This is a genomic window from Bartonella vinsonii subsp. berkhoffii ATCC 51672 (assembly GCF_902825225.1).
GTDB lineage: Bacteria > Pseudomonadota > Alphaproteobacteria > Rhizobiales > Rhizobiaceae > Bartonella > Bartonella berkhoffii.
This window is the reverse complement of sequence record NZ_CADEAK010000006.1, coordinates 57,865-71,733: the sequence shown is the minus strand read 5'-3', so window position 1 is coordinate 71,733 and position 13,869 is coordinate 57,865. Positions and strand designations below refer to the sequence as shown.

Genomic DNA, 13,869 nt, shown 5'->3' with positions numbered 1-13,869 from the left:
AATAGTAAGAATATACCTCCTCCCCTCCTCTATATATAATTTAGCATATTGTTACTGGAAAATGTTCTCTACTGGTGATGATTTATGGTTTTTCCCCATTTCCTCACTTATTTCATAAAAAAGAAACTGATAAATTCCTTCCCTTTAAACTAAGTCACTGCTCACCTCTCTTGCAATAAATATCCCCAAATTACTTAACTATTATTCAGAATCAAGAGACTCTACTCCTTCTGGAGATCCTCCCTCTGAAAGCTGAATTTTCTCAACTTTAACTTCAGCGACTTTTAAAAGTTTTTCGCAGTGTTTTTTGAGAGATTCACCACGTTCATAAATATCTATTGATTGTTCTAAAGGAATATCCCCGCGTTCCAAATTCTCAACAATCACTTCAAGTTGCTTCAGTGCTTCTTCAAAACTTAAAGCCGTAATATCCCCCTTATTTATCTCTTGTTTCATGCGATCCTCACAAGATGTCTGTTCTAGATATACGAATTCCAAAACCTTCTAAACCTACATAATGGCGCTCTCTAGAAGCATACAGAATAACAGAACGAATCCCCAAATGTTTTAAAATTTGTGATCCTAAACCAATTTGGCGCCATTCTTCTTCGCGTTTAATTGCCTGCATGTGGCTTTCTGAACCTTCTTTTACCAGCTCCTGAATGCCTATAGCTGATTGTACACCAACAGATCCTTCACGCAAATAAACAAACACTCCACGCTTTTCTCGTTCCATCATACGTTGCATGATAGCCATAATATCTGAAGATTGACAAAAAACATCATTTATAACGCTTTCACGGTACAAACGCACAGGAATATCTATACCATCACGGATATCTCCAAAAACAATTGCAACATGCTGAACTGTTTCCCAAGGAAGTTGATAACTTTGAACAATAGCGGGACCTACTGATGTCTCAATATGCATTTCTCCAACATGCCTGATCAACATTTCCTTACGCTGGCGATAAGCAATTAAATCTGCAACCGTTATGATATGCAAACGATGATCTTGTGCAAATTTTGTAATCTCATCTCCATGTTTAACGCTTCCATCATCATTGACCAACTCACCGATAACACCAACTGGCGGCAAACCAACCAATTTACATAAATCAACAGCTGCCTCCGTGTGTCCTGAACGCATAAGAACTCCTCCTTCATGCGCAATCAAAGGAAAAATATGTCCTGGACGAACAAAATCATTCGGACCAGCATTTGAATTCGCAAGATTACGCACTGCTAATGTACGGTCATGTGCCGAAATCCCCGTTGTTATTCCATGTTTAAAATCAATAGTAACGGTAAACTGGGTACGATGCGCTGAATTATTATCTGGCACCATAGGAACAAGATTAAACCGTTGCGCTTCTTCTTTTGGCAGAGGAGCGCAAATAATACCTGTTGTATGACGAATGATAAATGCCATTTTTTCTTCTGTACAATGGGTAGCAGCAACCGTTAAATCACCTTCATTTTCACGGTCATCATCATCGGTAACCACAACAATTTCACCACGTTCAAAAGCTTGAAGTGCAGAAACAATTTTGTCCTCATCATATGCCATTATTTACCTCTCAAAGCTCCCAACCTGACCGCGATGTCTTAAATAATGGTCAGCAATAGCACAAGCAACCATCGCTTCACCAACAGGAACTGCACGAATGCCAACACAGGGGTCATGACGTCCCTTCGTTATAACTTTTACATCATGACCATCAACATCAATTGAACGACGAGGTGTTAGAATTGATGAAGTAGGCTTCACAGCAAAACGTGCAATTATCGGCTGCCCACTCGATATTCCACCCAAAATACCGCCTGCATGATTGGATAAAAAGAGTGGCTTTCCGTCACTGCCCATCTGCATTTCATCTGCATTTTCTTCTCCTGTCAGGCGCGCTGCTGCAAAACCATCACCTATTTCAACACCTTTTACTGCATTAATCGACATAAGTAATGAAGCAATATCTTGATCAAGTTTTGCATAAATAGGTGCTCCTAAACCTGCTGGAATATTTTCTGCAATAATCTCAACAACAGCTCCAACAGATGATCCCTCTTTACGCACTTTATCTATATAATCACTAAAAACCTGTACCATCTCTGCATCAGGTGTAAAAAAAGGATTATTATTAATCTCTGACCAATTCCAACGTTCACGATTAATCGTATGAGGACCAATGGCTATAACAGCTCCCCGTACAATCAAATCAGGAACAATTTTACGTGCGATCGCACCTGCCGCAACACGTGCTGCCGTTTCACGCGCTGAAGCACGCCCACCACCTCGAAAATCACGGATGCCATATTTAACATCATAAGTATAATCTGCATGACCAGGACGATATTGATGGGCAATCGAGCCATAGTCTTTCGAGCGCTGATCCGTATTTTGAATCAACAAGGAAATTGGAGTCCCTGTTGTCATCAATGTTGTTCCATCATCCTGAACAACAACGCCTGAAAGAACTTCTACTTGGTCTGGTTCCCGCCGCTGCGTTGTATATTTGCTTTGTCCTGGTCGGCGCTTATCAAGATAAGTTTGGATCTCTGCAAGCGTAAAAATAATTCCCGGAGGACAACCATCGATAACACACCCAAGAGCAGTGCCATGACTTTCACCCCATGTCGTTACACGAAACAAATGACCAAATGTATTATGCGACATAAAAAATGACCCGTTTCTCCGCCAAAATATACGCAACCACAGCCTCTGTTACGTTGTACAAAACAACCTCTCTTCAAAAATACCCTTGGCCGTTTTAAATTCGGTCAAATCACCGCTGTTGAGTCAAACTTTATAAACAAAACTTTATTCTTTAACGACGGAAATGTCTGGCGCATCAACAGCTTTCATACCTATGACATTATAACCTGAATCTACATGATGCACTTCACCCGTAACAGAACGAGACAAATCTGAAAGAAAATAAAGAGCAGAATCACCTACTTCTTCAATTGTCACCGTACGACGTAATGGAGCGTTATATTCATTCCATTTTAAAATATAACGGAAATCACCAATACCAGAAGCAGCTAATGTTTTAATTGGACCAGCAGATATAGCATTAACACGAATATGCTGTGGACCTAAATCTACTGCTAGATATTTCACGCTGGCTTCAAGAGCCGCTTTTGCAATTCCCATCACATTATAATTGGGAACAACCTTTTCTGCACCATAATAGCTCAGTGTTAAAATCGAACCGCCATCCGACATTAATTTTTCTGCACGTTTGGCTAAAGCCGTTAAGGAATAAACGGAAATATTCATAGTCATCATAAAATTTGATTCGCTAATATCAATATAACGACCGCTTAATTCATCTTTATCAGAAAAACCGATAGCATGAACTAGAAAATCGAGTTTGCCCCATTTCTTCTCTATTACTTTAAAGACTGCATCAATCGATTCACTGTCAGAAACATCGCAATGACCACAAACAAACCCCTTTACTTCTTCAGCTAAAGGCTCAACACGCTTTTTCATCGCCTCACCTTGATAGGTAAAGGCAAGTTCTGCCCCCGCGCTATATGCCGCTTTAGCTATTCCCCAAGCGATAGAGCGATTATTGGCCAACCCCAAAATTAAACCACGCTTGCCGTATAATAAACCATTACCTCTAGCCATTAGCATTGCCCCATTGTTGTTACTTAAAAATGAATATTATTTATCTGCCTATGGCATAGGTCAACTTTTTCTTCAAGCAATTGGTTTAAAATCAAAACAAAAACTACGCTTTATATCTCATTCAAAAATTAACCTTTTCGCATTTGCAAGAATTGTTCTAACGCAGCATCTCCACCTTCTGGCAACATGATACGAACATGCACATAAAGATCGTCTCTTGTGCCGTTTTTTAAACGAAGCCCTTTTCCTTTCAACCGTAAAACACGATCAGAACTTGACCAAGCGGGAAGAGTTAAAACTACACGCCCTTCCAAAGTCTCTACTTCTTCTTTTGCTCCCAAAACAGCATGTTGAAGGGGAACAGGTAAATCAAGATGAAGCGCTCTTCCTTCAACCCGAAAACGAGGATGTTTTTGAATCTGAATGGTTATCAACGCATCCCCTGCTTGCCCGAAAAGCGCCTCTTCTCCTTGACCTTTTAAACGAATAGTTTGTCCATCTTCAACATAATCTGGTAATTTAATTTTTAACTTTTTTCCATTAGGAAAAACAGCTTCCACCTTTTCTGCTCCAACCATCTGCTCTAATGTTATGGCAAGATTGGCACGAACATGAGCACCTTGTTGAGAATGCGTATATTGTCTAGAATTTGAAAAGCTCCCTCCTCTACCAAACAAATCACGAAAAATATCGCTTGCATCAAAACCTGCACCACCCGAAGAACCAAAATCAAACCCTTTCTCCCCTCTTGAAAAAGGATTATTACTATTGCCAAAGTTTTCACCAGCACCATAAGCTTGATAAAGCGGTTTTCCTTCCATATCAATCTCACCGCGGTCAAATTGGGCTTTTTTGTCTTTATCACCTATAATTTCATAAGCTTGATTAATTTCAGAAAACTTTTCTTTAGCCTTCACATCATCCTTATTGTGGTCTGGATGATATTTCTTTGCTAATTTTCTGAATGCCGATTTAATCTCTTGCGGTTTTGCGGTACGTGCCACACCCAGAATTGCGTACGGATCACGCATATTGCCCTCTTTTCAATTTTTTCGTTTTGAAAATATCAAAACTGGTATGTTGTTAATCTCTCTCACAGCTTTATCAAACTACTCTCAAGAATGATTTTTTCTCTCTTTATATGTCTATAAAGAAACCAAAATACCAGATAAAAGAGATATTTTATTTTATAACTTATTGCATTTATACTAAAAACAAGAATGATTAAGATACCATAAGAGTACATGGCAGTACTGTTTTTTTTAAGAAGAAAAAACAGCATTTTATTTCTTGGCAACACAGTAAATTAAAGAGCGCATCACTCATACGCACTGACATTTGGAGTTATTATGAACGATAAAGTACAAACAGACGATGGTTTTATGCAAATGCAAAAACCTTTTGCACTTTTTACAAAATGGCTTGAAGAAGCAACAGTGCGTGAAATAAATGATCCCAATGCTATGGCACTCGCAACAGTTGATGAAACGGGCTTGCCTAATGTTCGTATGGTTCTTCTCAAAGATTACAGTCTTCAAGGATTCGTCTTTTATACCAACTATGAAAGTTGCAAAGGACAAGAAATTTTAAAATCAATGAAAGCATCCTTATGTTTTCATTGGAAATCGCTGCGTCGTCAGGTTAGAATTCGGGGAATTGTTGAAAAAGTCAGTCCTCAAGAAGCAGATGCATATTTCCAATCACGACCACGGGGTAGCCGAATTGGTGCATGGGCATCTAAACAATCTCGACCATTAGAAAACCGTTTTGTCTTAGAAAAAGCAATTGCTCAATATACTACGCGTTATGCGGTAGGAAATATTCCACGCCCACCTTATTGGTCCGGATTTCGTGTTAAACCCCTTTCTATCGAATTCTGGCGTGATCGCCCCTTTCGTTTACATGAACGCCTGCTTTTTACACGCGATTCTGTCGAACATGACGATTGGCAAAAACAAAAACTTTATCCCTAATTCTTCAAACTTTAAAAACAGAACAAAATTTGAATGAAAGTGGGTAATTTTGGTATCCTCATTAAAGTCTGTTTTTAGTTCCCTTAAGAAATAAGTAAAATTTGACAAGACCACCATTTACACGGAAAAGCGTTCTGAGAACAAAAACAAAAAATTACGTAGAGTGCAAATTGTCTATAAAAATTGCAAAGAACAAGAGATTTTTAATCACTAAAAACATCTTTAAACTTTCATTCCCTCCACTTCCAAAATCATATACATATGATTCTTCTTTTAGCTTATTGTTAAACGGCTGGGTAAATGATCATCCATATACCACCGCATACTAAACCAACGAAAACCACAAAACCAATAAACGAATTCGATTTGAAAAGCTTTAAGCATTGTGAATTGTCATCTACATCAAGCGTTTTAATTTGAATAAACATATGAATACTTGCAACAATAACTCCTAAAAAGCTAAAGAGAGGAACCTGTGCTAAATAAAATGCTAGGCTGACGAAAACTACAAAACCACTATACAAAAATACCAAAGCACGCTTAGTACCTTTACCAAAAAGAAGTGCCGTGGAACCTACACCAACAGTAGCATCATCCTCCTTATCTTGATGTGCATAAATTGTATCATATCCTATCGTCCATAAAATAGATCCTACATAAAGTGAAATGGGTGCCCAACTCAAACTTCCACACACAACTGCCCACCCCATTAATGCCCCCCAATTAAATGCAATACCTAAAAAAAACTGCGGCCAATATGTTATACGTTTCATAAAAGGGTATACCGCAACTGCTATCAGTGATGAGATCCCTAGAAAAAAACTGTATCTATTAAATTGCGATAAAACACCTAAACCAACCAAACATTGCGCCAATATAAAAACTTTTGCTTGAAACCGACTCACATGCCCTGTTGGCAATGGTCGAGAGCGTGTTCTTTCTACCTGAGAATCAATTTTATGATCTATAAGATCGTTCCACGTACACCCTGCACCCCGCATAGCTATAGATCCTAGGAAAAAAAGAAAAAGATACCACAACCAATGAAAGAGCATGGTTAAAAAAGGCAATTTATGCATTTCATAAGAGACAAAAGCCATTGTTGTTGACCAAAAACAAGGCCACATCAACAACTGCCACCCAATAGGTCTATCCCAACGCGCCAATTGAGCATAAAACCACAAAGAAGACGGTAGAAAATAATAAACCCATTGTTTGGAGGATGCATCCATAACACGCCCCTGTTTCTCAGGAGATTGAATATGTGCAATATTTTTATTTCTTTTCATCAAATAGTTTTACCTTTAGTCTTGCGATACAGGTATTTCATTCTTATGACAAGAAAATGTATTTAATCATCTTCTATGATAGGAGCAAACAATGAACATCCTTCTTATCGGCTCAGGTGGACGAGAACACGCTTTGGCATGGAAAATAGCAGCATCACCACTGCTAACAAAATTATATTGTGCTCCTGGAAATCCTGCAACAATGGAACTGGGTGAAAATATTGATTTGAACATTAATGACCACTCTCTCGTTATTAACTTTTGTAAAACCCATTTTATTGACTTGGTCGTTGTTGGACCAGAAGCTCCTCTCGTTTCTGGTATAACAGACTCTCTTAATAACGCTCATATATGTGTCTTTGGACCGACTCAAAAAGCTGCTCAGCTAGAAGGTTCAAAAGCTTTTACAAAGGATCTATGCCATAAGAATAACATTCCTACGGCATCCTACCAATGTTTTAATGATGCTGTAAAAGCCAAAGCTTATATTCGTCAACAAGGTATTCCTATTGTTATTAAAGACGATGCCTTAGCTGCTGGTAAAGGTGTTGTTGTTGCAACAACTATGGAAGAAGCATTTAACGCTGTTGATTCTTGCTTCAAAAATGCCTTTGGTAATGGAGAAAAAAAAATTGTTGTAGAATCTTTTCTTGAAGGTGAAGAAGTAAGCTTCTTTTGTCTTTGTGATGGTAAAACTGCTCTTCCCTTTGGATCTGCACAAGATCATAAACGTGTGGGTAACGGTGATACAGGAGCCAATACTGGTGGCATGGGAGCTTATTCACCAGCCCCTATCATGACACAGGAAATGGTTCAGCGTACTCTCAAAGAAATTGTCGAACCAACTCTCTATAGCATGAATGCAATGGGAGCTCCCTTTAAAGGTATCCTCTTTGTTGGATTGATGATAACGAAAAAAGGACCTGAACTCATTGAATTTAACGTACGTTTCGGTGATCCTGAATGTCAAGTTTTAATGATGCGTCTCAAAGAGGATATTCTTCCGCTTCTTCTTGCCGCAGCTCAAGGAAAGCTTGAACATACCCCCCTTCAATGGTCTGAAAAAACTGCTTTAACTGTTGTTATGGCTGCCAAGGGTTATCCAGATACTCCTCAAAAAGGTACTGTTATCCGTAATCTTGATAAAGTAAATACTCACCCTGATGTGAAAGTTTTTCAAGCTGGCACAGCATTACACAATGGGCAACTCATTGCTCATGGTGGGCGCGTTTTAAATATAACGGCAACAGGAGAAACCGTTACGCAAGCTCAAAAACGTGCCTATGAAGCTGTTGATTGTATTGATTGGCCAGAAGGATTTGTCCGCCGTGATATCGGATGGCGAGCCGTTGCACGAGAAAGTTAAATCTTTTGAGAAGTTTTTTTATCATTTAAATTCGGCCGTGATAATATCGTGATAATATAATACGTAAATTTGTTTACTGTTTTATATTTCTCGCCATTTTAAAATATTGAATTTTACTTGAAAAATAAAACATATACATATGCTATTCATATCCATTACAAAGTAGGAAAAACAAAAAAACTGCTTATAAAGTTATGAGTCCAATCACATAGTTATCTTGTTGTTATATTGATTTAAAATTCAGTTGCTTACCAGTTTTTACAACGCATCTTTTGCTTGCAAAAGTTTGAAAACAAGTATTATATACTGTCATTTTCCTTGGATAGAAAAAAACATAGATTTTCTGTTCTCACTTATTAATACTTTCATGATAAACGCAAAAACGAAGCATTCACTGTCAAGAAGCATGTTCCCGCTTTACTTAAAACCATGACTTAAATGCTTTAAAAAAGGCGTTTTGTATTATTAACCACACAGGGAAGAAGTCTCATACAATCAACACCTATTGCAAACCTAAGTTGTCAAAAATTTTAATTTATAGTCAATAAAATGCAGAATGTAGCATAAATAAACGCATAGGACAGCACAATAGTAAAAACTGAATGCACATCAATACTACTGTAGAGCAACGCGATTCCCAATCACCAAACGTAAACCCAATGGATTGCTATAACGAAGTAAAAAGCGCTTTTGTTTAGAATGCAGTGTTGTCCCTAAAAAACGACGTAAATCAGAACGATCTTTAACAACCATAATGCGATGATCTTCATTAATCATCAGCATAGGAAGATCATAAATATCCGCCCATAATCGCCAATCCAGAAGAACATTATTTAAATCTCTAGAAACGAGAAGCGGAATGCAAGATTCCTTATCTTTATGAAACAACTCTAATGCAACGGCTTTCTCTCCTGAACGCGTTTTTACAGTACGTGCTGCAATGCCTTTGAAGTGATAAGATGGTATTAAATGTGACAAGCTTGAGGGAATATCTGTTTTAAAGAAAACACCGCGCTCACTTAACGAACAAACGATTTGATTGCCCGTTTTTGAAGAGAAATATGTCGTTGTTTGTGGCAAATGGCACGGATCTAACCGAAATTCAAGCACCGCTTTTGCCTGATTAAAGCATTGATTAGCCATAGATAGTGTCCCAATTTATTTAATCTATACCCCCTTTAACAGCTTTTTCCCATTGGATTATTAAAAGATTGAATAAAAAACAACTGGTTTCTTTTTTGGTTATTAAAATCTAAACAAAAACACGTGATAAAATTCATCTCTCTTTGAATTATAATATTTTTCTGGGATTCATAATCCCTAAAGGGTCAAGCATTTTCTTAATCCCTTGCATAATATCTAAAGCAACAGGTGATTTGAAAGTGCGAAGCTCTTCACGCTTTAATTGACCAATTCCATGCTCAGCAGAAAAAGTACCCTGATAGTGCATCACTAAATTATGAATATGATGATTCATTCGTGACCATAACTGCAAAAACACTGTAGTATCAGCTCCCACAGGTTGGGTCACATTATAATGCAAATTTCCATCACCCATGTGCCCAAAACAAACCACCCGCGCACCCGGCGCAATCTCTTCAACAATACGTGCTGCCTCAGTGATAAAATCAGGAATAGCAGCAAGAGGCACCGCAATATCGTGCTTAATAGACCCTCCTGCTAACTTTTGTGCAGAGGATATACTTTCACGCAATTGCCACAAAAAATCTTGCTGCTTTAATGATTGCGCAATCACTGCATCCTCTATCACACCATTTTTAAAAGATTCTTCTAAAATGATATTGAGTACTGATAGCGCCTCACCCTCACCTTGTAATGATGAAATATTGACCAATACATACCATTCATGTTCATGTTCAAGAGGAGACCTCTCACACATCTTATAGTTTAAAGCCATTTGCAAACTCAGTTGTCCCATAAGCTCAAAGCCTGTCAACATCTCCCCTCCATAACATTGAGCAAGAGATAAAAACTCGAGAGCTTTCGCTGGATTACTTAATCCCACCAAAGCAACTGCTTTTCCTTTTGGTCTTGGAAAAAGCTTTAAAACTGCCGCTGTTATAACGCCTAAAGTACCTTCTGCACCAATAAAAAGATTTTTCAAATCATAACCGCTATTGTCTTTTTTTACAAAACGCAAATCATCCAAAATACGGCCATCAGGTAAAACGACTTCCAAGCCAAGACAAAGTTCACGCATATTGCCATAAGCTAAAACAGCTGTCCCTCCAGCATTCGATGAAAGGTTTCCCCCTATCTGGCAAGAACCTTCTGAAGCCAAAGAGAGGGGAAAAAAACGACCTAATTCATCTGCTTTTTTCTGTAAATCCTGTAAAATAACACCAGCCTCTACCACAGCAAAATGACCTTCAAGATTTATACATCTTATCTTGTTCAATCTTTCCATGGATAAAAGAACGCCCTTCCCACTCTCATCTGGTTGTTGACCACCCACAAGACCTGTATTTCCTCCCTGCGGCACAATTGGTGTGCGTGTTTGACTGGCTAACTGCATAATTGACGATATCTCTGCATTAGAAGACGGACGTAAAAGCAATGGCGTTTTTCCGTGAAAAAGTCCGCGTTCTTCAAGCAAATAAGGTGCAATTAACGCCTGATCTGTTATCGCGTGCGCCGCACCAACAATACTTCTAAATCTTTCAATTACTTCCTGCTCCATTTTCATTTCTCCCTTGGAGCCGCAGCACGCATGAGACGATCATTAATAGCCTCACCCAACCCATATGATGGAATAGACTCTACCGCAATAGATTTCACTTTGCATGAATCCAATTGCTTTATATATTGAAATAAATGAGAGGCTGCTTCTTCCAACTGTCCACTTTCACTCAGATTTAAAATAGAAACAGCATTTTCAACACCCATAATACGTTTGGGACCAAATGCTAAAAGGGCTTCACCGCTTTCCACCTTTTGTGCATTCAAACGAATTGCGGCATTGGGTGCATAATGCGATTTCAACATCCCTGGTGCCTCAATTGCAGCCCGTTGATCTATTCGTTTTAGCGATTTTCCCGCAATTTTTTCAATCTCTTCAGCCGCAAGTCCTCCAGGACGTAAAAGATAAAGTCTTTCACCACATACCTTAATAATCGTCGATTCAAGTCCTATTTTAGAAGGTCCTCCGTCAAGTATCAAAGGAACAGATCTTCCTAAAGATTCTAAAACAGCTTCAGCAGAAGTCGGGCTAAGACGTCCAGACTGATTCGCACTCGGAGCAGCGAGAGGACGACCAAAAATTTGTACAATTTCCGCAAAACAACCATCTGGAAAACGAACAGCCAATGTATTCAAACCAGAAGTGGTTAAAGGATGAATATCATGATGTACTTTTAAAGGTAAAACAAATGTCAAAGGGCCTGGCCAAAATACCTCCATCAATCGACGTGAAAGAACATCAATATCAACGTAGTGTTCCGCCATTTCGATGCCGCTTACATGAGCAATCAGAGGATTAAATTGTGGCCGCTTCTTTGTAGAAAAAATAGAAGAGACTGCCCTCCCATTGGTTGCATCACCCGCCAATCCGTAGACAGTTTCTGTCGGCAGCGCTACTAGCCTTCCCTGTTCAAGAAGTGCAACTGCTTCCTTTATTGAAACACTATTGAAAGGCAAAATTGTCATGACACATCATTCCTATAGTTTTCTTTGATTGGTGAAAAACTATATCGGTGTAATCCTAAAACTGGTCCATATTTATGAAGAGCTACGCGATGTGCTAACGTCGCATAACCTACGTGCTTCTCTAGACCATAATCTTTATAAACCTGTCCTGCACATTCCATCATCCTATCCCGTGTTACTTTGGCAATAATAGATGCCGCTGCAATTGAAACCGAACGTTGATCACCTTTAATCAAAGCAGCTGCTGGACATGGTAATTCAGAGGGAATATCACGTCCATCAACCAGTGCATAGTGAACTGGAATTGCTAGCCCTATAATACAGCGACGCATCGCTTCCAAAGTCGCTTTTCTAATATTAGACTGATCAATTGTATGAGCACAAAGACTCGCAAATGAAACCGCTAATGCATTTCGCAAAATTTCATCATACAATTTTTCACGTTGTAAAATAGAAAGCTTTTTTGAATCATTCAGCCCTTCAGGAATATGATCTTTATCCAAAACGACCGCTGCTGTTACAACAGGCCCCGCGAGAGGTCCACGTCCTACTTCATCAACACCCGCTATATAAAAAAAACCCTGTCTCTGCAAATCCAGTTCATAGGAAAAATTTGGCTGAAGTGGTAAATTAAACATTTTTGATAAACACAAATATAATGGAGCAGATATCCATTTTTGCGTACAGCCTCTTTTCTAAAAGCTCTACAATAAAAATAGATCAGCAAACATCTTCATAAACTCTTGTACAAGCATCAGAAAAAAAGAATTCAATTACGTAGTCTTGCGCACTGCTATCTGATACTTCTCCTAAAACATCATCTTAGCATGTAACAATTTGATCTGGAAAATAAAAAATTATGCCCTTTCGTAATCTCTCTATTGCACATGATGAATCTTTACCCCCAAAAAAAATCTTTTACCTTTAATTTATTTCTCACATTTTTCCTAAAGTCACGATAGGTTTTACAAACCAACTTGGGTGTGTCGATTTGATAAAGAGAGCTGCCTTTTGAGCTGCTTTCTGATCTTTAAAAATACCAAAGCAAGTTGCTCCCGTCCCTGACATACGAGAAAAAAGAGAGCCACTCTCATCTAAGAGAGATAACACTTGTGTTAATTGAGGTGCAATTTTTAATGCAGGAACAAAAAGATCATTACGCGTTTCTTGTAAAGCCTCAACCAATGAATAAACTGTTTTAAGAGATTCTGGATTAATCTTTAAGGAAGGATAATCATGCTCCTCCAAAGCCTTAAAAACAGCTTTTGTTTCAATCTGTTGACCATGATTCACTAACACCATTGCAAGAGGGCAAGTCTCTTTTAATCGTATAATATCTTGGCCAATTCCTTGCACAAAAAGTGGCTGCTGATATTCCAATGCAAAAAGACACATTGGTACATCAGCACCAAGAACTAAGCTCATTTCTGCTAAGTCTTCACAAGAACAATCAAGATTCCACTGTTGACGCAATATGCTTATAACACCGGCAGCATTACCTGAGCCACCACCAATACCGGAAGCAACAGGCAACGTCTTAACAAGTTGAAAAAAAGCCGGTTGAGCACTTTTGGGAAATGTCTTGCACATAAAATCACGTGCGCGAATAACCAAATTATCTGAAAGAGAAACAAGCTTATTGGCAAATGGACCTTTTAAAACAAAGTGATCCCTTTCATAAGACGCATAGTCTAGACGATCCCCACTGAGACTAAAATAAACCAAACTTTCTATTAAATGATAATCATCCGCGCGCTGCCCAACAACGTGCAAAGCTAAATTCAACTTAATAGGCGTGAATATAGAAGAATGCCTTTTAAATGAAGCTTGCACATCCGATATCATCTTACGTAATATTCACCTGTACAGGGATCTTTTACCAATGTACCCCTTTCCCTTCTATTTGGCTTAGATTCTCCACAATAACCACCCTGTAAC

At 38.6% G+C, this 13,869-nt stretch carries 13 protein-coding genes; 2 read left to right on the top strand and 11 right to left on the bottom strand.

Going from position 1 to position 13,869, the window contains the following annotated elements; genetic code table 11:
* Positions 1-201: 201 nt before the first annotated feature.
* The 5 genes from J7R10_RS04460 to J7R10_RS04440 all read right to left on the bottom strand — a co-directional run bounded on the left by J7R10_RS04460 (position 202) and on the right by J7R10_RS04440 (position 4,668).
* The gene (locus J7R10_RS04460; protein WP_010704854.1) at positions 202-456 is read right to left on the bottom strand and encodes an exodeoxyribonuclease VII small subunit; all 255 of its coding nucleotides are present in this window, start codon (positions 454-456) and stop codon (positions 202-204) included.
* Positions 457-463: 7 nt separating this feature from the next.
* Positions 464-1,570, bottom strand: coding sequence for a 3,4-dihydroxy-2-butanone-4-phosphate synthase (ribB, locus tag J7R10_RS04455; RefSeq protein WP_010704853.1), 1,107 nt, complete (start codon positions 1,568-1,570; stop codon positions 464-466).
* 3 nt (positions 1,571-1,573) lie between these two features.
* Positions 1,574-2,674: a chorismate synthase gene (gene aroC / locus J7R10_RS04450; RefSeq protein WP_010704852.1), complete on the bottom strand. Its 1,101-nt coding sequence runs from the start codon at positions 2,672-2,674 to the stop codon at positions 1,574-1,576.
* A 144-nt stretch (positions 2,675-2,818) separates the two neighbouring features.
* Positions 2,819-3,637, bottom strand: a complete 819-nt coding sequence (fabI, locus tag J7R10_RS04445; protein WP_010704851.1) for an enoyl-ACP reductase FabI — start codon at positions 3,635-3,637, stop codon at positions 2,819-2,821.
* A gap of 128 nt (positions 3,638-3,765) precedes the next feature.
* A complete protein-coding gene (locus J7R10_RS04440) occupies positions 3,766-4,668 on the bottom strand; it encodes a DnaJ C-terminal domain-containing protein (protein ID WP_010704850.1) in 903 nt (300 codons plus the stop codon).
* 318 nt (positions 4,669-4,986) lie between these two features.
* Between J7R10_RS04440 and pdxH the strand changes: the two genes are divergently transcribed.
* Positions 4,987-5,610, top strand: coding sequence for a pyridoxamine 5'-phosphate oxidase (pdxH, locus tag J7R10_RS04435; RefSeq protein ID WP_010704849.1), 624 nt, complete (start codon positions 4,987-4,989; stop codon positions 5,608-5,610).
* A 284-nt stretch (positions 5,611-5,894) separates the two neighbouring features.
* On the opposite strand, the gene ubiA is transcribed toward pdxH, so the two are convergent.
* A complete protein-coding gene (gene ubiA / locus J7R10_RS04430; protein ID WP_010704848.1) occupies positions 5,895-6,899 on the bottom strand; it encodes a 4-hydroxybenzoate octaprenyltransferase in 1,005 nt (334 codons plus the stop codon).
* Positions 6,900-6,990: 91 nt separating this feature from the next.
* On the opposite strand from ubiA, the gene purD reads away from it, so the two are divergent.
* Complete coding sequence (gene purD, locus J7R10_RS04425) at positions 6,991-8,265, top strand: phosphoribosylamine--glycine ligase (protein WP_010704847.1); 1,275 nt, start codon at positions 6,991-6,993, stop codon at positions 8,263-8,265.
* A 615-nt stretch (positions 8,266-8,880) separates the two neighbouring features.
* On the opposite strand, the gene J7R10_RS04420 is transcribed toward purD, so the two are convergent.
* From J7R10_RS04420 to J7R10_RS04400, 5 genes are all read right to left on the bottom strand, one after another.
* Positions 8,881-9,408 (bottom strand): DUF6101 family protein, encoded by a 528-nt coding sequence (locus tag J7R10_RS04420; protein ID WP_010704846.1) that lies wholly within the window; start codon positions 9,406-9,408, stop codon positions 8,881-8,883.
* Between the two features lie 148 nt (positions 9,409-9,556).
* Complete coding sequence (locus tag J7R10_RS04415) at positions 9,557-10,966, bottom strand: FAD-binding oxidoreductase (RefSeq protein ID WP_010704845.1); 1,410 nt, start codon at positions 10,964-10,966, stop codon at positions 9,557-9,559.
* Positions 10,967-10,968: 2 nt separating this feature from the next.
* Positions 10,969-11,931 carry an L-threonylcarbamoyladenylate synthase gene (locus tag J7R10_RS04410; RefSeq protein WP_010704844.1) on the bottom strand — a complete coding sequence of 321 codons (963 nt, stop codon included), beginning with the start codon at positions 11,929-11,931 and terminating at the stop codon, positions 10,969-10,971.
* Positions 11,928-12,569, bottom strand: a complete 642-nt coding sequence (locus tag J7R10_RS04405; protein ID WP_026501316.1) for a ribonuclease HII — start codon at positions 12,567-12,569, stop codon at positions 11,928-11,930. The genes J7R10_RS04410 and J7R10_RS04405 overlap by 4 nt, the downstream gene beginning before the upstream one ends.
* 298 nt (positions 12,570-12,867) lie before the next feature.
* A complete protein-coding gene (locus tag J7R10_RS04400; RefSeq protein ID WP_010704842.1) occupies positions 12,868-13,776 on the bottom strand; it encodes a 4-(cytidine 5'-diphospho)-2-C-methyl-D-erythritol kinase in 909 nt (302 codons plus the stop codon).
* Positions 13,777-13,869 lie beyond the last annotated feature (93 nt).